Source organism: Streptomyces sp. NPDC030183 (assembly GCF_055573455.1).
This window is the reverse complement of record NZ_JBVIBK010000011.1, coordinates 159815-180592: the sequence shown is the minus strand read 5'-3', so window position 1 is coordinate 180592 and position 20778 is coordinate 159815. Positions and strand designations below refer to the sequence as shown.

At 72.0% G+C, this 20778-nt stretch carries 18 protein-coding genes; 8 read left to right on the top strand and 10 right to left on the bottom strand.

The features are described 5' to 3' along the window. Positions 1–17: 17 nt before the first annotated feature. Complete coding sequence (locus tag ACZ4Z2_RS15845; RefSeq protein ID WP_468076261.1) at positions 18–1487, bottom strand: aldehyde dehydrogenase family protein; 1470 nt, start codon at positions 1485–1487, stop codon at positions 18–20. A 217-nt stretch (positions 1488–1704) separates the two neighbouring features. Here ACZ4Z2_RS15845 and purU point away from each other — a divergent pair, with 217 nt between their 5' ends. Then, complete coding sequence (purU, locus tag ACZ4Z2_RS15840) at positions 1705–2577, top strand: formyltetrahydrofolate deformylase (RefSeq protein ID WP_468076259.1); 873 nt, start codon at positions 1705–1707, stop codon at positions 2575–2577. A 121-nt stretch (positions 2578–2698) separates the two neighbouring features. Here the strand turns inward: purU and ACZ4Z2_RS15835 are convergent, their stop codons facing one another. Continuing rightward, positions 2699–3535: a methylenetetrahydrofolate reductase gene (locus tag ACZ4Z2_RS15835; protein WP_468076257.1), complete on the bottom strand. Its 837-nt coding sequence runs from the start codon at positions 3533–3535 to the stop codon at positions 2699–2701. A gap of 3 nt (positions 3536–3538) precedes the next feature. Beyond that, positions 3539–5209, bottom strand: a complete 1671-nt coding sequence (gene betA / locus ACZ4Z2_RS15830) for a choline dehydrogenase (RefSeq protein ID WP_468076255.1) — start codon at positions 5207–5209, stop codon at positions 3539–3541. Between the two features lie 200 nt (positions 5210–5409). On the opposite strand from betA, the gene ACZ4Z2_RS15825 reads away from it, so the two are divergent. Further along, on the top strand, positions 5410–6156 hold the full coding sequence (locus ACZ4Z2_RS15825; RefSeq protein ID WP_468076253.1) for an IclR family transcriptional regulator: 747 nt from the start codon (positions 5410–5412) through the stop codon (positions 6154–6156). A gap of 13 nt (positions 6157–6169) precedes the next feature. Here the strand turns inward: ACZ4Z2_RS15825 and ACZ4Z2_RS15820 are convergent, their stop codons facing one another. From ACZ4Z2_RS15820 to ACZ4Z2_RS15800, 5 genes are all read right to left on the bottom strand, one after another. After that, positions 6170–7297, bottom strand: coding sequence for an aromatic ring-hydroxylating oxygenase subunit alpha (locus ACZ4Z2_RS15820; RefSeq protein WP_468076251.1), 1128 nt, complete (start codon positions 7295–7297; stop codon positions 6170–6172). A gap of 131 nt (positions 7298–7428) precedes the next feature. Beyond that, entirely contained in the window at positions 7429–8589 is a 1161-nt protein-coding gene (locus ACZ4Z2_RS15815; protein ID WP_468076249.1) for an NAD(P)/FAD-dependent oxidoreductase, read from the bottom strand. Next, positions 8586–8948 carry a bifunctional 3-phenylpropionate/cinnamic acid dioxygenase ferredoxin subunit gene (locus ACZ4Z2_RS15810; RefSeq protein ID WP_468076247.1) on the bottom strand — a complete coding sequence of 121 codons (363 nt, stop codon included), beginning with the start codon at positions 8946–8948 and terminating at the stop codon, positions 8586–8588. The genes ACZ4Z2_RS15815 and ACZ4Z2_RS15810 overlap by 4 nt, the downstream gene beginning before the upstream one ends. Positions 8949–9144: 196 nt before the next feature. Further along, positions 9145–9780, bottom strand: coding sequence for an MBL fold metallo-hydrolase (locus ACZ4Z2_RS15805; protein WP_468076245.1), 636 nt, complete (start codon positions 9778–9780; stop codon positions 9145–9147). Next, a complete protein-coding gene (locus ACZ4Z2_RS15800; protein WP_468076243.1) occupies positions 9777–10862 on the bottom strand; it encodes an S-(hydroxymethyl)mycothiol dehydrogenase in 1086 nt (361 codons plus the stop codon). The genes ACZ4Z2_RS15805 and ACZ4Z2_RS15800 overlap by 4 nt, the downstream gene beginning before the upstream one ends. A 155-nt stretch (positions 10863–11017) precedes the next feature. Here ACZ4Z2_RS15800 and ACZ4Z2_RS15795 point away from each other — a divergent pair, with 155 nt between their 5' ends. Beyond that, a complete protein-coding gene (locus ACZ4Z2_RS15795) occupies positions 11018–11848 on the top strand; it encodes a phosphodiesterase (protein ID WP_468076241.1) in 831 nt (276 codons plus the stop codon). Between the two features lie 256 nt (positions 11849–12104). On the opposite strand, the gene ACZ4Z2_RS15790 is transcribed toward ACZ4Z2_RS15795, so the two are convergent. Continuing rightward, positions 12105–12608 (bottom strand): SPW repeat protein, encoded by a 504-nt coding sequence (locus tag ACZ4Z2_RS15790; RefSeq protein WP_468076239.1) that lies wholly within the window; start codon positions 12606–12608, stop codon positions 12105–12107. A gap of 251 nt (positions 12609–12859) precedes the next feature. Here ACZ4Z2_RS15790 and ACZ4Z2_RS15785 point away from each other — a divergent pair, with 251 nt between their 5' ends. From ACZ4Z2_RS15785 to ACZ4Z2_RS15775, 3 genes are all read left to right on the top strand, one after another. Beyond that, complete coding sequence (locus tag ACZ4Z2_RS15785) at positions 12860–14059, top strand: hypothetical protein (protein ID WP_468076237.1); 1200 nt, start codon at positions 12860–12862, stop codon at positions 14057–14059. Between the two features lie 11 nt (positions 14060–14070). Continuing rightward, positions 14071–14664 (top strand): hemerythrin domain-containing protein, encoded by a 594-nt coding sequence (locus tag ACZ4Z2_RS15780; protein WP_468076235.1) that lies wholly within the window; start codon positions 14071–14073, stop codon positions 14662–14664. A gap of 441 nt (positions 14665–15105) precedes the next feature. Further along, positions 15106–16200 carry a carboxylate-amine ligase gene (locus ACZ4Z2_RS15775; RefSeq protein ID WP_468076233.1) on the top strand — a complete coding sequence of 365 codons (1095 nt, stop codon included), beginning with the start codon at positions 15106–15108 and terminating at the stop codon, positions 16198–16200. A gap of 127 nt (positions 16201–16327) precedes the next feature. Here ACZ4Z2_RS15775 and ACZ4Z2_RS15770 read toward each other — a convergent pair whose 3' ends face one another. Continuing rightward, on the bottom strand, positions 16328–16657 hold the full coding sequence (locus ACZ4Z2_RS15770) for a trypco2 family protein (protein WP_468076231.1): 330 nt from the start codon (positions 16655–16657) through the stop codon (positions 16328–16330). 96 nt (positions 16658–16753) lie between these two features. On the opposite strand from ACZ4Z2_RS15770, the gene ACZ4Z2_RS15765 reads away from it, so the two are divergent. Continuing rightward, positions 16754–18463 carry a trypsin-like serine peptidase gene (locus ACZ4Z2_RS15765; protein ID WP_468076229.1) on the top strand — a complete coding sequence of 570 codons (1710 nt, stop codon included), beginning with the start codon at positions 16754–16756 and terminating at the stop codon, positions 18461–18463. Continuing rightward, on the top strand, positions 18460–20769 hold the full coding sequence (locus tag ACZ4Z2_RS15760; protein ID WP_468076227.1) for a tetratricopeptide repeat protein: 2310 nt from the start codon (positions 18460–18462) through the stop codon (positions 20767–20769). The genes ACZ4Z2_RS15765 and ACZ4Z2_RS15760 overlap by 4 nt, the downstream gene beginning before the upstream one ends. Positions 20770–20778: the final 9 nt, after the last annotated feature.

Below are 20778 nucleotides of genomic sequence, written 5' to 3'. Positions count from 1 at the left end.
CGACCTCTTTTCGGCGTTCAGCCGCGGAACCAGTGCTGCGGCCGGGGTTGGATGTTCTGCCAGATGTGCTTGGGCTCTCGGTACTCGTTCAGGCCGGTCGGTCCCAGCTCCCGGCCCACGCCCGAGTGCCCGAAGCCACCCCATTCCGCTTGCGGCACATAGGGGTGGTAGTCGTTGATCCACACCGTGCCGTGGCGCAGCCCGCGGGCGACCCGCTGGGCCTTGCCCGCGTCCTGCGTCCAGACGGCTCCTGCGAGTCCGTACTCGGTGTCGTTGGCGATGCGTACGGCGTCGTCCTCGTCGGTGAACCGCTCCACCGTGAGCACGGGCCCGAAGGACTCCTCGTGCACCACGCGCATGTCCTGGCGGCACTCGTCGAGCACGGTCGGCGGGTAGAACCAGCCGTTCGCGAGCGCCGGGTCGGTGGGGCGCTCTCCGCCGCAGCGCAGGACGGCGCCCTCGGCGAGGCCGGCCGCGACGTACGCCTCGACCTTCTCCCGGTGCCGGGCGGAGATCAGCGCACCGGTCTCGGCCTCGGCGTCGAAGGGCCCGCCGAGCCGGATGAGCCGGGCACGGCGGACGATCTCGTCGACGAGGCGGTCGTGCAGGCGGTCCTCGACGATCAGCCGGGCGCCGGCCGAGCAGACCTGCCCCGAGTGCAGGAAGACGGCCGTGAGCGCGAAGTCCACGGCCGTCTCGAAGTCGGCGTCGGCGAAGATCACGTTGGGGTTCTTGCCGCCGAGTTCGAGGGCGACCTTCTTCACGGTCGCCGCGGCGGTGGCCATGATCCGTCTGCCGGTGTCCAGCCCCCCGGTGAAGGAGACCATGTCGACCCTCGGGTCCTCGGAGAGCGGGGCACCCACCTCGGGGCCGGTGCCGAGGACGAGGTTGGCGGCCCCGGCCGGGAGCCCGGCCTCCGCCAGCGCCCGCATCAGCAGGACCGAGGTGGAGGGGGTCAGCTCGCTGGGCTTCAGGACGATGGTGTTGCCCGCGAGGAGGGCCGGGGCCACCTTCCAACTGGCTTGCAGCAGCGGGTAGTTCCAGGGAGTGATGAGCCCGCACACGCCGACCGGCTCGTACACCACGCGGCTGACGGCGTCGTCGCGTCCGGTGTCGATCACCCGGCCGGCGTCGGTGCCGCCGAGACCGCCGTAGTAGCGGAAGCACGAGACGACGTCGGCGATGTCGTACTCGCTCTCCACCAGCCGCTTGCCGGTGTCGAGCGACTCGGCGCGGGCGAACTCCTTGGCGTCGCGCTCGATGATGTCGGCGGTGCGCAGCAGCAGGGCGCCGCGCTCCCGCTCGGGGGTGCGGGGCCAGGGTCCGCCGTCGAAGGCGGCACGGGCCGCCGCGATCGCGGCCTCGGCGTCGGGTCGGGTGCCCTCCGAGACGGTCGCGGCGAGCGAGCCGTCAGCGGGGCAGCGGATCTCCCGTCGCCCTCCGGCCACCGGATCCCGCCACGTCCCCGCCACATACAGGTCTGCCACTCGCCAAGCCCTTCAGCTGAAATGCGTTGCGCATCATGCATCCAATTGCTTGTGATGGAACACCATGTCGGGCGCCAAGACCTACGTCAAGAGGTTGGTGGATGACGATTCAGCCATGCGGACACTTGCGCGTCCACCCTTGACCGCACACGGAGTCGAGCCGACCATGTTGCGTATCGCTCACCTTGTTGTGCAATACGCACCGACGGAGGCTGTCATGTCCCCTCGACCGCACCCTGGCCGTGAGTACGTCCTCACCCTCTCGTGTCCCGACAGCGCGGGGCTGGTCCACGCGGTGAGCGGCTTCCTCGTGAGGAACTCCGGCAACATCCTGGAGAGCCAGCAGTTCGACGACCGGCTCCAGGGCCGCTTCTTCATGAGGGTCCACTTCGATGTCTCCGACCCGGACGCGGAGCTGAAGACCCTGCGTTACCGGTTCGGTCCGGTCGCGGAGGCGTACCGCATCTCCTGGACCCTCAGCGAGGCGTCCACCCCGACCCGGACGCTGATCATGGTGTCCCGGTTCGGCCACTGCCTGAACGACCTGCTCTTCCGCAGCCGCTCCGGCGCCCTCAACATCGAGATCCCGGCGATCGTCTCCAACCACCGGGACTTCGAAGGGCTCGCGGAGACCTACGGCATTCCCTTCCACCACGTCCCGGTCACGAGGGACACCAAGGCCGAGGCCGAGGCGCGGCTGCTGGAGCTGGTGCGCGACCTCGACATCGACCTGGTGGTGCTGGCCCGCTACATGCAGATCCTCTCCGACGACCTGTGCAAGCAGCTGGAGGGCCGCGCGATCAACATCCACCACTCCTTCCTGCCCAGCTTCAAGGGCGCGCGCCCCTACGACCAGGCCTACGACCGCGGGGTCAAGCTGGTCGGCGCGACGGCCCACTACGTGACCCCCGACCTCGACGAGGGCCAGATCATCGAGCAGGACGTGGTCCGCGTCGACCACTCCCTCGCCCCCAGGGACCTCGTCACCGTGGGGCGTGATGTGGAGGCCCAGGTCCTCGCGCACGCGGTGAAGTGGCACAGCGAGAGCCGGGTGATGGTGGACGGCAACCGCACGGTGGTCTTCCGCTGAGAGCGGGCACGGCGGCGGGCGGGGCCGGCTCTCCGGCCCCGCCCCATCTGTATACGGCCCGCGGGGGTGCCTCGTATACGGCCCGCGGGGGTGCCCGCCTCCGCGGGCCGCCGGGGTGCCGTCAGCCGCCGAGGCGCTCCAGCAGGTTCCGCCTCCACGTCTCCGTCTCGGCGATCTGGTTGAACGTGAACAGGTGCAGCCCCGCCACTCCCGCCGAGGGCGCGGTGAGGGCGCCCTCGGACCGGGTCAGCAGGGCCTCGGGCGAGTACCCGCCGGGCGCGGCGAAGCGCAGGAACCACAGGGGATGCCGGGCGAGGAATCGTGTCGACTCCCCCACCCCGATCCTCGTCGCCATGGCCAGCAGCTTCGCCCGCTGCACGGGCCCGGCGACCCCCACGTGCACGGGCAGTTCGACGCCCCTGCCGCGCACCCGGGCGATCCACTGTCCCAGCACCCTCGGATCGAAGCAGAGGTTGCTCACGACGTACGTGGCGTGCTCGCGCTTGTCCCACATGGCCTGCACGGTGATGTCGTCGTGGATCAGCGGATGGCTCTCGGGGTAGCCGGTGACGCCGACCTCGGCGAAGGGCCGCCCCAGCTCGCCGAGGCGGCGCAGCACCGGCAGCGCCCCCTCGTAGGTGCCGGCCGGCGGATCGGCGTCGCCGGCCGGTACGAAGACGTCGTCGACGCCCGCCTCGCGGAGCCGGTCGACGGTCTCCTTCAGGTGCGCGTCGTCCCGCAGCAGCCGCGCGGGCACGTGCGGGACGACGCGGTATCCGTGGGCGGCGAGCCGCGCGGTGAGGTCGAGGGTCGGCTCCAGGCCCTTGACGGGGGACGCCGTGACGGTGACGACGACGTCGCGCGGCACATGGGCGAGGACCTTCTCCTCGGTCGCCCTGGCGGGCAGCACCTCGTAGCGGACGCGGCGCAGCAGCGCACTGAGTCCCTGGGCGGTCAACCTCTACCCCGCGGACTTCTGGGCGTCACGGTGGCGGTAGTAGGCGGCCTTGGACGCGGGCAGCGGCTCCTTGCCGAGGATCAGGTCGGCGGCCTTCTCCGCGATCATCATCACGGGGGCGTAGATGTTGCCGTTGGTGACGTACGGCATGACGGACGCGTCCACGACGCGCAGGCCCTCGACGCCGTGCACCCGCATGCTGGCGGGGTCGACGACGGACATCTCGTCGGTGCCCATTTTGCAGGTGCAGGACGGGTGCAGGGCGGTCTCGCCGTCCTTGGCGACCCAGGCGAGGATCTCCTCGTCGGTCTCGACGGACGGTCCGGGTGAGATCTCCCCGCCGTTGTAGGGGGCGAGCGCGGGCTGGTTGAGGAGGTTGCGGGCCACACGGACCGCCTCCACCCATTCGCGGCGGTCCTGCTCGGTGGAGAGGTAGTTGAAGCGCAGCGCGGGGTGTTCGCGCGGGTCCTTGCTCTTGATCTTCACGGAGCCGATGGCGTCGGAGTACATGGGTCCGACGTGCACCTGGTAGCCGTGGCCGCCGGCCGGTACGGAGCCGTCGTAGCGGACCGCGATGGGCAGGAAGTGGAACATGAGGTTGGGGTAGTCGACGTCGTCGTTGCTGCGGCAGAAGCCGCCGGCCTCGAAGTGGTTGGTGGCGGCGGGCCCCTTGCGGAAGAGCCACTGGAGCCCGATGAAGGGGGCGCGCCACTTCGCCAGGTACGGCTGCATGGAGACGGGTTGTTTGCAGGCGTACTGGATGTAGACCTCGAGGTGGTCCTGCATGTTCTCGCCGACGCCGGGGAGGTCGTGGACGACGTCGATGCCGAGGGCGCTCAGCTCCTCGGCGTTGCCGACGCCGGAGAGCTGGAGCAGCTGCGGGGAGTTGATGGCGCCGCCGCACAGGATGACCTCATTGGCGCGGACCTGCTTCGGGGCGCCCTTGCCGCGCTGGTACTCCACGCCGACGGCCTTCTTGCCCTCGAAGAGGACGCGGGTGACGAGGGCGCGGGTGGTGACGGTGAGGTTGGGCCGCTTCATGGCGGGCTTGAGGTACGCCTTGGAGGCGGAGAGCCGGCGGCCGCGGTGGACGTTGCGGTCGAACTTGGCGAAGCCTTCCTGCCGGTAACCGTTGACGTCGTCCGTGGGGGCGTGGCCCGCCTCCTCGGTGGCCTTGAGGAAGGCGGCGAACAGCGGGTTGGTGGCGGGGCCGCGTTCGAGGACGAGGGGGCCGTCGTGGCCGCGGAACTCGTCGTCCGGGTCGGCGGCGAGACAGTTCTCCATGCGCCGGAAGTACGGCAGGCAGTGCGCGTAGTCCCAGTTCTCCATGCCGGGGTCGGCCGCCCAGCGCTCGTAGTCCATGGGGTTGCCGCGCTGGAAGATCATGCCGTTGATGCTGCTGGAGCCGCCGAGCACCTTGCCGCGGGCGTGGTAGACGCGCCGGCCGCCCATGTGGGGCTCGGGCTCGGACTCGTACTTCCAGTCGTAGAACCGGCTGCCGATCGGGTAGGTCAGCGCCGCGGGCATGTGGATGAAGACGTCCCACGGGTAGTCGGACCGGCCGGCTTCCAGGACCAGCACACGGTTGGCCGGGTCCGCGGAGAGCCTGTTCGCCAGTGCGCTGCCGGCCGAACCGCCGCCGACGATGACGAAGTCGTAGTGCAGGGGAGCCATGGTGCCTCGTCTCGCTCGCGCCATCGGTACGCGAGGCATGCTAGACCGGTATCGCAATACGCACCAGGTTGCGTGCAACGCAACTTGCCGGGGCGGGTTTCGCGCTGGTTACTTGCAATCGTGTTGTTTACTGCGCGTATAGTTTCGTTGTGAGCAACCACAGCCAAGTCACCGAAACCTCGAATTCACAGTCCGGTGGAGTGCAGTCGGTCGACCGCGCCATCAGCGTCCTGGAGATCCTGGCCCAGCGCGGGGAGGCGGGCGTCAGCGAGGTGGCCGCCGAGATCGATGTTCACAAGTCCACCGCGTTCCGTCTGCTCGGCGCCCTGGAGGCACGCGGTCTCGTGGAGCAGTCGGGCGAGCGCGGCAAGTACCGCCTCGGCTTCGGCATCGTACGCCTGGCGGGCGCGGTCACCGGACGCATCGACATCACCCAGCAGGGCCGCCCGGTCTGCGAGCGTCTGGCGGAGGAGATCGGCGAGACCGTCAACATCGCCGTGCTCCAGGAGCACTACGCGATCAACCTCTACCAGGTGCGCGGCCCCGCGGCCGTGACCGCGCACAACTGGGTCGGCCAGCTGACCCCGCTGCACGCCACGTCGAGCGGCAAGGTGCTGCTGGCGTACCTGCCCGCCACGGAGCGCGCCGCGCTGCTGACCGAGTCCGGGATGAAGAAGGTCACGCCGCACACCATCACCTCCCGGACGAGGCTGGAGAAGCAGCTCGCCGAGGTGCGGGAGGCCGGCTACGCCTGGACCCAGGAGGAGTTGGAGATCGGTCTGCACGCGATGGCGGCGCCGGTCCTCGACCGGGAGGGCCAGGTCATCGCGGCGGTCACCGCCTCGGGACCGTCGTACCGGTTCACCGAGGAGCGGATGCGGGAGCTGGCCCCGGTGCTGATCAAGGGAGCGGAGGAGATCAGCCACCGGATGGGTTACCTGGGCTGACCGCCCCCGGCCGCTACGACCGGCCGCCGAGGCGTTCGCCGACCCAGTCGTGGAAGGCGCCGATGTGGTGCTCACTGGGCACCAGGACGCCGCCCTTGGCGTACATCCGGGAGCTCATGCCGGGTTGTGTGCGTTCGCACGCCTCGAAGTCCTGCCGGTTGACCCGGTCGAAGAGTTCCACGGACCGGCTGACGTCCTTGCCGCTCTCGACGACGTGCGGGAGGTACAGCCAGTCGCACTCGACGATCGTGCGGTCCACGGCGACGGGGTACATCCGGTGGAAGATCACATGGTCGGGGACGAGGTTGATGAAGACCTGCGGCTTGACGGTGATCGCGTAGTAGCGGCGGTCCTGGTCGTCCGAGACGCCGGGGATGCGGTCCAGCCCCTCGGAGCCGTCGACGGTGAAGCCCCGCACCTCCTCGCCGAACTCCGCGCCGTGGCCGACGTAGTACTGGGCCGCGTAGCCGTCCGCGAACTCGGGGAGCACCTCGGTGAGTTCCGGGTGGATCGTGGCGCAGTGGTAGCACTCCATGAAGTTCTCGATGATGAGCTTCCAGTTGGCCTTGACGTCGTAGACGATGCGCTTGCCGACGGAGAGGCGGTCGACGTCGTAGCGCTCGATGGACTCGACGTCGCCGAGCCGCTCGACGACCGCGCCGATCACGTCCTCCTCGAAGGAGGGCGGGTTCTCCGCCAGGCACACCCAGACATAGCCGAGCCATTCCCTCACGGCCACGCTCACCAGGCCGTACTCGATGCGGCCGACGTCGGGCATCTTGGTGAGGTTGGGCGCCGCGACGAGCTTGCCGTTCAGGTCGTAGGTCCAGGCGTGGTACGGACACTGGAAGGCCCGCTTGACCTCGCCGGTCTCCTCCGTGCAGAGCTTGGCGCCGCGGTGCCGGCAGACGTTGAAGTAGGCACGGATCGAGTTGTCGCGGGCGCGGGTGACGAGGATGCTCTCGCGGCCCACGTCGACGGTGCGGAACGCGCCGGGCTTCGCCAGTTCGGAGGCGCGCGCGACGCAGAACCACATGGTCTCGAATATGTGCTCCTGCTCCTGGGCGAAGATCCCCGGATCCGTGTAGGAGGAGCCGGGGAGGGTGGCGATCAGGCTGTCCGGCAGGCTGGTCGAGGTCACGGTGCACTCCTCGGGAAACGTCGTGGATCGGACTGTCACGCGCCGGGAAGAGCGACTCCGGACGGCGTTGTGCAGGGAGCAGCGCTGCGTGCCATGAGCAACCGCAGCGTGGGGTGGGGCGGCCGCTGGTGTCAGGGTGTGGCGGCGAGTTGCTTGCGCCAGCGGGTGAACAGCCGGGGCTGGTTCATCCCGAGCACGGCGACCGGGTGACCGGCGCGCCGGTAGACCGCGAGGACGTCGCGGTCGTCGACGGCGCCCTGCTCGACGGTGACGCAGTCGGCGCCGGCCGCGTGACCGGCGAACTGGATCTTCACGCCGTACTGGTCGGACCAGAAGTACGGCGGCCGGGGCACGCCCGGTTCCACCGCGCCGCCCGCCAGCAGCGTGGCGACGGCGGCGGCGGGCCGCTCCTGGGCTCCGGTCCAGTGTTCGACGCGACGGTGGTGTCCGGCGCGCGGGTCGTACCAGGAGGCGCAGTCACCGACGGCGACGACTCCGGCGAGGCTGGTGCGGCCGTCGGCGCCGCACTTCACGCCGTTGTCGAGCGCGATGCCGGAGGCCTCCAGCCACTCGACGCAGGGACGGGCGCCCACGCCGACGACCACGATGTCGGCGGGGATCGTCCGGCCGTCCTCCAGGAGGACCGCGTCGACCCTGGTCTCGCCGCCCAGCCCCTTGACGCCGACTCCGCACAACAGCCGTACACCGTGGTCGGCGTGGAGGGCGGAGACGATACGGCCCATGTCCTCGCCGAGCGGCCCCGCGAGCGGTGTGGGCGCCGCCTCGACGACCGTGACGTCCAGACCGAGCGCGTACGCGGTGGAGGCGACCTCGGCGCCGATGAAGCCGCCGCCGATCACGACCAGCCGTCCGCCGCCGGCCAGTTCGTCCCGCAGGGCGCGGGCGTCGTCCAGGGTGCGCAGGACGTGCACTCCGGTGAGGCCCTCGGAGCCGGGCAGTCGCCGGGCGGCGGCGCCGGTGGCGATGACGATGCCGTCGGCCCGCACGGCGGTGCCGTCGGCGAGCCGGACGGTCCGCTCCCGGGCGTCGAGGCCCACGGCCCGGGTGCCGAGCAGCCACTCGGCCCGCAGGTCCTCGCCGTCCGCCTCCAGCGCGAGGTCGCTCTCACCGAGCACGCCGGAGAGGAACTCCTTGGACAGCGGGGGCCGGTCGTACGGGCGGTGGAGTTCGTCGCCGATGACGACCAGCCGTCCGTCGTAGCCCTGTCGGCGCAGCGAGCGCGCCGCCGAGAGACCGGCGAGCGAGGCGCCCACCACGGCCACCGTCCTCACGCGGGACCACCGGCGAGCCGGGCCGCCACGCAGGGCGGCAGGTTGGGGGCGTCCGTGGACACCTTCACGTGGATCACGCCGTCCTCGACGACGACCTCGTGGGTCCGCACCGGCAGCTTGGCCGGCGGAGCGTCGACCGACCCGGTCCGCAGGTCGAACTTCGAGGCGTGCAGCGGGCATTCCACCTCGCAGCCCTCCAGCCAGCCGTCGGCGAGCGAGGCGTCCTGGTGGGTGCAGGTGTCGTCGATGGCGAAGACCTCGCCGTCGTCGGTGTGGAACACCGAGACCGGCGGGTCGATGTCGAGCCGGATGGCCTCGCCTCGCGGGAGATCCACGAGACGGCACGCGGGAATCATCATGACACCTCGGTGCGTATAGCGAAACGGATTGCGGTAAGCGCAACATCAGTCTGGGGTCGCCCTGAACCCTTGTCAAGGCGTCGAAAGGGCCGCTTCGGACGGGTCCGCGGGCCGTCCTCACGACAGCTCGAAACGCCCGCACCACCTGCGGAAACAGGCGGTACGGGCGCCGCGCGGAGAGCCTCGGGGGACCTGGTCAGAAACCGCGGTCGAGCCATTCCTCCAGGTGCGGGGCCTCCGTGGCGATCGTGGTCGTGCCCCCGTGGCCGGTGTGGACGACGGTGTCACCCGGCAGGGTCAGCAGCCGGTCGCGGATCGAGCCGACGATGGTGGGGAAGTCGCTGTACGACCTGCCCGTGGCGCCGGGTCCGCCCGCGAACAGGGTGTCGCCGCTGAACAGGGCCGTCAGGTCCGGCGCGTACAGGCAGACCGCGCCGGGCGCGTGGCCGGGCGTGTGCAGCACGGTCAGCCCCACACCGGCCACCGTCAGGACCTGCCCGTCGGCGAGTTCACCGTCGGGCGCGCGCTCGGGATGGGTCTGCTTCCACAGCGGCATGTCGTCAGGGTGGAGCAGGACCGGGGCGCCGGTGCGGTCGGCGAGGGCGGGGGCGGCGTCGATGTGGTCGTTGTGGGCGTGGGTGCAGACGATGGCCGTCAGCCGGCGGTCGCCGACGGCCTCGGCGATGGCGTCGGCGTCGTGGGCGGCGTCGATGACGACGACCTCGTGGTCGTCGCCGACGATCCACACGTTGTTGTCGACGTCCCAGGTACCGCCGTCCAGGCTGAACGTGCCCGAGGTGACGAGGTGTTCGATGCGGGCGCCGGCCGTCACAGGACCACCACCGAGCGCAGCACGTCGCCGTGGTGCATCCGCTCGAACGCCTTCTCGACGTCGTCCAGGGCGATGGTCTCGGTGACGAAGGCGTCGAGGTCGAGCCGGCCCTGGAGGTAGAGGTCGATGAGCATCGGGAAGTCGCGGGAGGGCAGGCAGTCGCCGTACCAGGACGACTTCAGCGAACCGCCGCGGCCGAAGACGTCGAGCAGGGGCAGCTCCAGCTTCATCTCCGGGGTGGGCACGCCGACGAGGACGACCGTGCCGGCGAGGTCGCGGGCGTAGAACGCCTGCCGGTAGGTCTCCGGACGGCCCACCGCCTCGATGACGACGTCGGCGCCGAAGCCGCCGGTCAGCTCGCGGATCGCCTCGACGGCGTCGGTCTCACGGGAGTTGACCGTGTGGGTCGCGCCCAGCTTCTGGGCGGTCCGGAGCTTCCGGTCGTCGATGTCCACCGCGATGATCTTCGCCGCGCCCGCCAGGTTCGACCCGACGACCGCGGCGGCGCCGACCCCGCCGCAGCCGATGACGGCGACGCTGTCACCGCGACCGACGTTGCCGGTGTTGATGGCCGCGCCGATGCCGGCCATGACGCCGCAGCCGAGCAGACCGGCGGCCGCCGGGGACGCGGCGCGGTCGACCTTGGTGCACTGCCCCGCCGCCACCAGCGTCTTCTCCGCGAAGGCGCCGATGCCCAGCGCCGGGGACAGCTCCGTGCCGTCGGTCAGGGTCATCTTCTGCTTGGCGTTGTGCGTGGCGAAGCAGTACCACGGCCGGCCGCGCCGGCAGGCCCGGCACTGCCCGCACACGGCACGCCAGTTGAGGATGACGAAGTCACCGGGGGCCACATCGGTGACCCCCTCCCCCACCGACTCCACGACACCGGCGGCCTCGTGGCCCAGCAGGAAGGGGAAGTCGTCGTTGATGCCGCCCTCGCGGTAGTGCAGATCGGTGTGGCAGACCCCGCACGCCTCGACCTTGACCAGCGCCTCGCCCGGCCCCGGGTCGGGCACGACGATCGTTTCCAGGCTGACGGGGGCGCCCTTCCCCCGCGCGACGACAGCACGGACCTGGTGAGCCATGGCCACTCCTCGGCTGGTACGAGACCTGAGACTGACTGATGTTGCTTATGGCGGTACACATCGCATGTTCCGCAACACAGCATCGGGGAGGGCGGACCGGGGGTCAAGGCGTCGACCTGTGGTTTCCGGCAGGCCCCGACGGGGACCCGCCGACCATGACTGAGCGGACCCTCTCGCGCCGGCCACTGCAGCCCGCGCACCGGCCACGACAGCCGTCGCGGCGACCCTCGTTCCGGCCGGCCGCCGTCGCCGTCGAGGCGGGCTTCCGGTTGCTGGCCGGGGTGCGCGGCGCTCCCGCGCTGCACCCGCACGGACTGACGTGCGCGGCGGAGCTGGAGGTCGTGACCGACGGGGGTGAACCCTGGGGCGTCCCGTGGCTGGACACGGTCGGGGTGTACGAGGCGACGGTGCGCCTCTCCCGAGCGGCCGGCCTGCCACGGCGGCTGCCCGACGGGCTGGGGCTGGCCGTGCGCGTCGCCCGGGCGGACGGTCCGGACCGGCCGCTCGACCTGCTCCTCACCAGCAGCGGCCGTGGCCGGTTCACCCGCCGCCTCCCCCTGCCGCGCGCCGACGCGCTGGGCGGCCCCTACTCCACCCTGGTCGCCTACCGGGTCGGCGGCCGCTCCCGGCTCCTCGCGGCCTTCCCGCGTCCGGGGCGGCGGGCGCCCGGCGACCCGGCGAGCCTGCGCGAGGCCCTGGCCGAGGCGCCGCTCGTCTTCATCCTGTGCGCCGCCGACGCACCGCACCGCCTTCCGGGGCGGCGGGCGGCCACGGCTCCGGCCGCCGCCCCACCTGGCACCCCGTGGCGGCCGTTCGCCATCCTGACGGTACGCGGGCCACTCCCGGCGCCGCAGGAGGCGGCCCTCGGCTTCGACCCGTACCTCCACGACGCCCACGCCTTCACCCCCGGCCAAGCCCTGGCCACATCCCGCCGAGCCGCGTACCGAGGCTCCCGGAAGGGCCGGGGAAAGACCCCCCGCCCCTGACCCCGACAGCCACGCCGCGGAACCTCCGCCCACACCCGGCCGCCCTCCCGGGCCGCAGCCAGCACACGGCCGCTGCCGGGCCCACGGCGGCGGTGACGCCCACGCCTTCACCCCCGGCCAAGCCCTGGCTGCCGGGCCCACGGCGGCGGTCAGCGCCACCGCCCGCAGCCGTGCGCAGCAAGGGGTTCGCGGCCATGCGCGGCTGGTCTCGTCGACGACGCCCCCGCCTGCGGACGGGGGCGAAGGTCGGGGTCGGTCAGCGGGCCGTTCGGCCCATGCGGTCGCTGCCGCGAGAGCGCATGCCGGCCCGGCCGCCGCGGCCGCTCCGGTCGGTCTCGCCCGCCGCCGCACCGGCGGCCAGCGCGAGGAGCAGCGCGACGGCGCCGACGATGATGTTGTTCACGATGGTCCGCGTGGTGTCCACGTTCCCCGCGACGACCCACGGGGCGACGATGGTCCAGACCCCGATCAGCGCGGCCGCCCACGCCCTGGCGTGAGTGCGCTCGTAGGCGTGACCGAAGCCGCTCAGCAGGAGCGCGTAGGCGATACCGGTGATCAGGTTGTTGATGGCCAGCGTGCCGAAGCCGTTGAAGCCCGCTATCCAGGGCGACGCGGCCAGGTACAGCCCCGTGACGAGGGCCAGCGCCTCGACGGCCTGCCCCTGCTGGGTCGAGGCCGCCCGCTCGGCCCGGGCGTGACGTTCCCGCATCTCGAGGATGTCCGGATGCGACTCCAGGGTGGTGTGGGTCTGGTCGGTCATTGCTCGCCTCCTGCTTCGGGGGGTCACGATCCATGTCCCCGATCGCCTGCCCGAGTACCCACGCGAATGCCTTGAATCGGGTGATTTCGGTGTGCGGGCCGGGACCAGGAAAGGATGGTGGCCCGGACCGGGAAACGGGGCGGCCCGGACCCGGCAAGGGGATGGCCGGAACGCGGCAGGGGTTTTCGCGGCGCGACATGCACGACGGAGGCGGGGGTACTTCGTCCGCTCGGCCATCACAAGGAGTCCCCATGACCTTCAATCCTCTGGAGCAGCGGGGCATCCCGCTGGACCGCCAGCTCCGCGACTGGCGTGAGCTGAACGTGGAGCCGATCGACCCCGACCGGTGCGACCCCTACACCCGCTGCCGGATCATCACCATGAACGGCATCGAGGTGGAGGCGATCCTCTTCAGCCACCAGCTCGCCCGCAACACCGTCGACCCCGAGGTCAAACGGCAGCTCGCCCGGACCCGCTACATCGAGGCGCAGCAGCAGAAGGTGGTGAACTGGCTGCTGCCCGGCGTGGCCTCCGTGCTGGAGACGACCATCGCCTACGAGCAGGTCGCGGTGGACCTGACGGCGTGGGTCGCGCGGATGGAACCGGATCCCTATCTGAAGCAGGCGTACGAGTTCGGTGTGCTGGAGGACTTCGACCACCTGTACCGGTACGCCAACCTGTACGAGATGATCGAGCACCGCAAGGCGGAGTCGATCGTCGAGGGCCTCACGGAGGTCATGCCGGGCCGGCCGACCAGGTACCACCACCGCGACCCGTACGACAACGTGCGCGACCCGTACGCGAAGGACGAGACGGACCCGCTCTCGAAGCTGCACGCGCTGACGATCATGTCGGCGGAGCAGCAGACCATGAACTTCTACATGAACGTCGGCCCGCAGTACATGGAGCCGATCGCCCGCCGGCTGTACCAGGAGATCGGGCTCATCGAGGAGGAGCACGTCACCCACTACGAGTCCCTCGTCGACCCGGGTGAGACGTGGTGGGAGCAGCTGGTCAACCACGAGTACAACGAGTGCTACCTCTACTACTCCTTCATGGAGCAGGAGAGCGACCCCAAGGTCAAGGCCGTCTGGGAGCTGCACCTCAACATGGAGCTGGAGCACCTGCACATCGCCTGCGACCTGATGCGTCGGCACGACGGACGCGATCCCGCCTCGGTGCTCGCACCGCAGCTGCCGAACGTGCTGACGTTCGAGCCGAACAAGGGCTATCTGCGGGAGCTGCTGAACACGCAGATGGATCTGACCACGCTCGGCGCCGGGTACGTGCGGGACGCGCACGAGCGGTTCGAGTCGATGCAGGAGCGGATCCACGGCGGCGAGGCACCGCCCAGCGATCAGGTCATCGCGGAGCACGGGGCGATGTTCGGTCGGGAGTACCGCGTGCAGTCCGAGGGCGAGCACCCCGACCCCGCCCAGCGCGAGAAGTGAAGGAGGGCGAGATGACCGAGCTCCACACCCCGCACGCGGGGGACGACCAGGCCGAGGACACGGACGTGGTGGCGCTGCTGATGCGGCAGCACGGCGACATCCGCAATCTCTTCGACGAGGTCGAGGCGAGCACGGGCGAGGAGCGCCGTGACGCCTTCCGCCGGCTCGTGCGGCTGCTGGCCGTGCACGAGACCGCCGAGGAGGAGGTCGTCCACCCCTTCGCCCGGAGCGCCCTGACCGGCGGCGGGCAGGTCGTCGACGACCGGCTCGCCGAGGAACGGGCCGCGAAGGAGACCTTGGCGGAGCTGGACGACCTGGACACGGATGACCCGAAGTTCCTGCCCCGGCTGATGCGGCTGCGTACGGAGGTGCAGGAGCACGCCCGGGCCGAGGAACGCTACGAGTTCACGCACATCCGCCGCGGCGCGGACCCCGGCCGGCTCGCCGCCATGGCCAAGGCGGTCAAGGCCGCCGAGGCGATGGCGCCCACCCGCCCCCATCCCGGTGTGGAGTCCTCGGCGGCGAACCTGGCCCTCGGGCCGGTCGCCGCCCTCATGGACCGCACGAAGGACGCCGTCCGCAAGGCCCTGGGCAAGGACGGCTGAGCGCCCGGCGCGGCCGACGTGGCGGGGGTGGTCCGGGAGTGGTCGGGGCCCCTGCGGGCCCGGAGTGGCCGGGGAGGCCGGGGAGGTCTCTAATGGTGGAGGGAGCGGCGGCGATTGGAGGACGTCTGGCGTTGTCGACCTGGGGTTTCGCCCGGTCGACGGAGCCGCTCGCACCCGGTGGTGAGGGCGGCGCCGCCCCGGCCGTACGGGCTCTCGCGGCCGTGACGCAAAACGGTTCCTCCGGGCGTTCCCGGCGGTCCGGCGCGGCATGGTGCGGGGCACCGCCGGGCACACATGTGTCGGGTTTGCGGTGAAGCGGCTGGGCACTCGGATCGTCCCAGGAGCAAGCGCTTGAGTCGAGGTGATCAACCCCGCGGGACGGGTGTCGGCCAGGGTCCCTCGCGAGCCGGTCACGGCAGCGAGCCGAGCAGAGGGCGACTGATGACGACGATCGGCCTGGAAGAGGAGTACGTGCTGGTCGACCCTGTCACGGGCCTACCGGTCCCCTACGCCGAGAAGGTGCGCCTGTCGGCGTGTCTGGCGCACCTGGCGGAGGAGCACGAGGTGCACTACGAGCTGCTCCAGTCGCAGGTCGAGGTGACCACCCCGGTATGTCGCACCCTGGACGAGATCGGCGGGCACCTGCTGCGGCTGCGGCACGCGGTGGGCGCCGCCGCCGAGGAGCACGGCTGCCGTATCGCGGCGGCCGCGACACCCCCGCTGCGCGACGCGCGTTCCATGGCCGTGACCGATCAGACCCGCTATCGGGCCATGCTCGCGCAGGCACCCCAGCTGGTGGAGGAGCAGCTGGTCAACGGCATGCATGTGCATGTGGGGGTACCCAGCCGCGAGGTCGGCGTGGAAGTGCTCAACCGGCTGCGCGTCTGGTTGCCGACGCTGACCGCGATGTCGGCGAACTCCCCGCTGTGGGACGGCCACGACACCGGTTTCGCCAGCTGGCGCACGGTCGTCTTCAGCCGGTGGCCGGTCAGCGGTATGCCGCCCTCCTTCCTGGACTCGGCCGACTACGACCGCCGGGTGCGTCAGCTGGTGGACAGCGGTCTGATCTCCGACACCGGCCAGGTGTACTGGCAGGCCCGCCTCTCGGAGCGCTACCCGACCATCGAGGTGCGCTGCCCCGACGTACAGCTGCGCGCGGACGACGCCGTGATGTTCGCCGGGATCGTCCGGGCCCTGGTGGAGACCGCCCGCTCCGAGGCGGCCGACGGCGTTCCCCCGCCCGACTGCGCGCCGGAGCTCCTGGAGGCGGCCATGTGGCACGCCGCCCGCCATGGCCTGGGCGACACGCTGATCGCTCCCGACGGTCAGCGGCGCCGGGCCGGCGACGTGCTGTGCGGGCTCCTGCGCCACGTCGCCCCGGCGCTGGAGGCGTCGGGTGACACCCGGGAGGTGACGAGCCTGGTGCACCGGCTGCTCCAGGGCGGCACCGGAGCGGACCGCCAGCGGACCGCCCTCGCGACGGGCGGCCCGAGGGCGGCCATAGAGCTGATCACCACGGAGAGCACACTCCCCTGACGCCCGACGCCGTTCCGCCGTCCGGCCCCGCAATGCCGTCCTCGCCCCGTAACGCCGTCCAGGCGTCGGGTCCCGGCTTGCCTTGCCTGGCGAGGTTTTCCGGCCTTCCCTTCGCCCCTCCCCTCCCCTACCGCTGGGGCCCGGGAGCGTGGCCGGGCGGCGTCGGCGGGTGGTCCGAGGCGTCGTCGCGGGCGACGGAGAGCCGGCCGCCCGACCGTGTCTCCGGGGTCAGTTCGACCTGCACCTGATGGGTCGTCTGACGGTCCACGGAGCCGCCCAGTTCGGCCGTCACCACGCCGATGCGCACCCCGCCGCGACCCGAGCCGGACTGGTGGACCTGCACGGTGAACGTCAGGCTCACCTTGTCGACGCTGAATCCGACGGACCTGCCCTGCGCCTCGTCCCGGGCGCGCTCCAGCTCGCCCCTGATCTGCCGGATCACCTCGGTCAATCCCACGAACCCCGGTCCATCGGTCAACTCGCACCCCCCGCACGCCTGTTGATCCCTGTCGCCCCAGTATGCGCCGGGACGTGTCGCTCGTATAGTTGTGCTATGGCGGACGACGGGGGAGTCGTTGATGGTTCGTCACTCGGGACGCCCGGCTGGGCTGTGCGCATCCGCCGGGCGGACGGAAAGATCGCGGGCGCCGGCATTCTGCTGAGCCCCGACCGGGTGCTCACCTGCGCCCATGTGGTGGCGGACCGGGAGGCCCGGTTCACCGCGGAGTTCGTCGGGGCGGCGCCCGGTCTCGCGGTGCCCTCGGTCGCCGCGTGGGTCGACGGGGACGCGTACGTCCCCAACACCCGGGACGCGGACGGCGATCCGATCGGCGACGTGGCGCTGCTCCGCCTCGAACAGCCGAGGCCCCTGACGGAGCCGACCCTGCTGCACCGGCTCTCCGCGCCCAACCGAGCCGTCCAGATGTACGGCTTCCCGTACGACCACAACGGCGGCATCTGGTTCCGGGCCAGCATCGTCGGCGGCTGCGGACGGGACGGGCAGGTCCAGCTGAGCCCGAGGAGCCCAGGAGAGCTGGCCAGTCCCGGGTGCAGCGGCTCGGGAGTGATGGACACCCTGACCGGCAAGGTCATCGGGATGGTCCTCAGCGGTATCGCGGACCAGCACGGCAACCTGTTCTCCTTCATGAGCCCGGCCGAGACCATCGTCCGGCACCTGCCCCAGGTCCGCCTCTGGACCCGGGGCAGGACGGCCGTGGACGACGGGCTCCGGACGACCCGGCAGGACACGGCCGAGGCACTGCTCGACGAGCCGTACGCCCAGCGCCTCGCCGACTGGCTGCAGGACGACGGCCGGCAGGTGAAGATCAGCCTGGTCCCCGCCGACGACGCGGTACGGGGCGCCACGCTGCGCCGCGCGATCACCCTCGCCGACCGGGAGCTGCGCACCGCGGCGTCCGTCGGCCGCGCCTCCCTCGACCCGCCGGGCACCGTCCCGTCGGCCGGCGGCCACGACCTGGCCGTGAACGCGGCCGGGCTGACCTCCGCCGAGATCGGGGAGCGCATCGCGGAGCGCATGGGGCTGTGGCAGCATCCGGCGGACCCGGTGGCGGAGCGGATCCAGGCCGCGGACGTCACCCTCACCGTGGTCGTCGTCGGGGTCGACGAGGCCACCGATCCGCCCGCGCTGCTGGAGCTGTTGAAGGCCCTGCGCGCCAAGGGCAACCGCCTCCTGCTGGTCTTCCGCGCCACCGGCCCCGTCTACCACCGCGCCCGGCGGGAACTGGTCATCGAGCCCGAACGAGAGCGCCGCGCGCGCCTCGTCGGACGGCTGGAGGAGATCACCGGACCGCTCGCCCGCGCCCTCCACGAGGGCATGGCGGCCGTACGGGCCGAGAACCTGAGCCCCGTCGACGCCGATCTGGTGCGGGCGCACGCCGCCCTCGCCGCCCTCAAACTCATGGGGGACGCCGACGACGCCGGCCCGCAGCTGGCCCGGTACGAGCGCCTCGCCCGGCGGGTGGCCGCGCGGCTGACCAGGAGCGTCCGCGCTCTCGACGCGCTCCGCGACCGGCGGGACGAGTTGGACGGCAGGCTCCGCGGCTACCACGACCTGCATCTGAACTCCGTACGAGGCAACGAGGAGGACCTCACCTTGGACGCTCTTCGTCTGCGCGCGCACGAACTGCTGCGGGCCAGGCCGTGCGACGTCAAGGCCGCCGAGGCGGCCGTGGAGGCGTACACCCGCCGCGTCGACCGCCGGGCCCCGCGGAGACGGGGACAGGGGGGTGCCTCCGCGTCATGACGTCCTTACCCGTGCCGTGCCCGAGATCCGACTGCCCGGGCGGCGGCCGCATCATGGTGACCGGCTTCTGCGACACCTGCCACCGACGGCCCCCCGACCTGTCCCGGACGACTCCGGCACGGCCCGCCCCCGACCCCGGACCCGATGCCGGGAAGCAGCCCCGCGGGCCCGTCCGGCGGGTCCCCGAGACCCTCGACAACGACGGGCTGGTGGTCCTCCCGGAGATCCCCTCCCCCGATCCCTCCGAGGCCGCGGCCACCGTCGCCGCCCCGCCCACCGGCGGCAGGCGCTGCGGTGTCGACAACTGCGCCGGGACCATCGGTGTGGCCTTCCCCGGCGGCCCCGCCCTCACCCGGGGCTACTGCCCCCGGTGCGGCCGGGCCTACTCCTTCGAGCCGAAGCTGCGCCCCGGCGACCGGGTCGGGGACCACTACCGGGTGCTCGGCTTCCTCGCGGTGGGCGGCCTCGGCTGGGTGTACCTGGCGGAGGACACCCGGGTGCCGGACCTCCATGTCGTCCTCAAGGGGCTGATCAACACCGGCGACGCCGTCGCCCGGCGGTCCGCCGTCGAGGAGCGCCACTCGCTGACCACGCTCCACCACCGGGACATCGTGCGCATCGTCACGTATGTGCGGCACCAGGGGCCCGGCGAGCCGGAACCCACCGGCTACATCGTGATGGAGTACGTCTCGGGCCGCTCGCTGGACTGGATCCGGCGTGCCTCCGACACGGAGCTCACGGCCCTCTTCGGCGGCCCCTTCGGCATCGGACATGTGATCACGTACGGCTGCAAGATCCTCGGAGCGCTGGAGTACCTGCACCACCAGGGCCTGCTGTACTGCGACATGAAGCCCGAGAACGTCATCCACTACGGGCGCGACATCAAGGTCATCGACCTCGGGGCGATCCGGCGGACCGACGACCGGTCCTCCACCCTCGTCTACACCTCGGGCTACGCGCCGCCGAAGCAGGAACGCGACCAGCGCGGCTTCCACATCGACACCGACCTCTTCACCGTGGGCCGGACGCTGGAGACCCTGGCCGCGCGCGCCGAGCCCGCCGCGGGGCTCGCGGCCCGCTCCTTCGACGCGCTGATCAGACGGGCCACGCACGCGGAGCCGGCGGCCCGCTTCACGTCCGCGGCGGAGATGTCCCGTCAGCTGTGGGAGGTGCTGCGCGAGCACCAGGCACTCCGCGGGCACCCGCCGTACCCGGAACGCTCCACCCGGTTCGAGCCGACCGCGGCGGTCTTCGGCGCGGCGCTCGGCACGGTACCGGCGCTGGACCACTGGACCCGCCGCTCCGGGCAGGACACGCCGGAGCTGCCCGTCGGGCCACCGGACCCGGAGGAGACCGCGCGGGCGCTGCCGGTGCCGATCCCCGATCCGGCGGACCCCGCCGCCGTGCTGCTCGGCGGACTCGTCTCCGGCAGCCCCGAGCGCACCGCGGAGCGCGCCGAACGGGACCCGGCGCTCGGCACGGTCGAGACGGCGTGGTGGCTGTGCCGGGCCTACCTGGCCGCGGGGGACACGGACCGGGCCGAGCGGTGGCTCGACCGGGCCCGCGAGCGGAGCGGCGCGTACGACTGGCGGACCTTCTGGCACCAGGGCCTGGTGTGGCTGACGCGCGGGCAGGCGCAGCGGGCGGAGGCCGAGTTCGCGGCCGCCTACTCGGCGCTGCCCGGGGAGTCGGCGCCGAAGCTGGCGCTGGGGTTCTGCGCGGAGTACCGCTCGGCCGCCGAGGACCGGACCGAGGCGTACTACGAGGCCGTGTGGCGACGGGACCGGACGCAGGGCAGCGCGGCCTTCGGCCTCGCCCGGCTCCATCTGCGGCGGGGGGACCGGGCGCGGGCGGTCGCGGTGCTGGACGAGGTGCCGACGACGTCACGGCACTACGACGCCGCGCGTGTCGCCGCGATCCGGGTGCTCACCGGCCGGCTGGCCGGATCGGGGCCGACGGTGGACGAGCTGGCCGACGCGGACCGGCGGCTGGCGCGGCTGGCGGGCCCGGGGCAGCACCTGGTGGGGAGCGCCGCCTGGGACCGGCTGGTCACCGAGGTCCGCGAGAACGCGCTCGGCTGTCGGCCGCCCGGAGGGTGGGGTCCGCGCTTCCCGGCCGGTGAGGTGTTCGGGCCGCTGGACACCCGCGGGGGATTGAGCACCCTGCTGTCGGGGTCGCTGCGCAGACTCGCGGACCAGGCGGGCAGCGCCGTCGAGCGCGGTGAGCTGCTGGACCTGGCGTACGCGGCCCTCCCGGAGCCGGTCCGGCTGCGCGAGCTGCTGCGGGGCCGACGGCGGACGGCGTGAGAGTGCGGG

Excerpts from the sequence above, each read along its gene's own strand:
- ACZ4Z2_RS15785 (WP_468076237.1), top strand. The coding sequence starts at position 12,860 with ATGACCTTCAATCCTCTGGAGCAGCGGGGCATCCCGCTGGACCGCCAG.
- ACZ4Z2_RS15800 (WP_468076243.1), bottom strand. The coding sequence starts at position 10,862 with ATGGCTCACCAGGTCCGTGCTGTCGTCGCGCGGGGGAAGGGCGCCCCC.
- ACZ4Z2_RS15775 (WP_468076233.1), top strand. The coding sequence starts at position 15,106 with ATGACGACGATCGGCCTGGAAGAGGAGTACGTGCTGGTCGACCCTGTC.
- ACZ4Z2_RS15760 (WP_468076227.1), top strand. The coding sequence starts at position 18,460 with ATGACGTCCTTACCCGTGCCGTGCCCGAGATCCGACTGCCCGGGCGGC.
- ACZ4Z2_RS15795 (WP_468076241.1), top strand. The coding sequence starts at position 11,018 with ATGACTGAGCGGACCCTCTCGCGCCGGCCACTGCAGCCCGCGCACCGG.
- purU (WP_468076259.1), top strand. The coding sequence starts at position 1,705 with ATGTCCCCTCGACCGCACCCTGGCCGTGAGTACGTCCTCACCCTCTCG.
- ACZ4Z2_RS15765 (WP_468076229.1), top strand. The coding sequence starts at position 16,754 with ATGGCGGACGACGGGGGAGTCGTTGATGGTTCGTCACTCGGGACGCCC.
- ACZ4Z2_RS15810 (WP_468076247.1), bottom strand. The coding sequence starts at position 8,948 with ATGATGATTCCCGCGTGCCGTCTCGTGGATCTCCCGCGAGGCGAGGCC.
- ACZ4Z2_RS15780 (WP_468076235.1), top strand. The coding sequence starts at position 14,071 with ATGACCGAGCTCCACACCCCGCACGCGGGGGACGACCAGGCCGAGGAC.
- betA (WP_468076255.1), bottom strand. The coding sequence starts at position 5,209 with ATGGCTCCCCTGCACTACGACTTCGTCATCGTCGGCGGCGGTTCGGCC.
- ACZ4Z2_RS15790 (WP_468076239.1), bottom strand. The coding sequence starts at position 12,608 with ATGACCGACCAGACCCACACCACCCTGGAGTCGCATCCGGACATCCTC.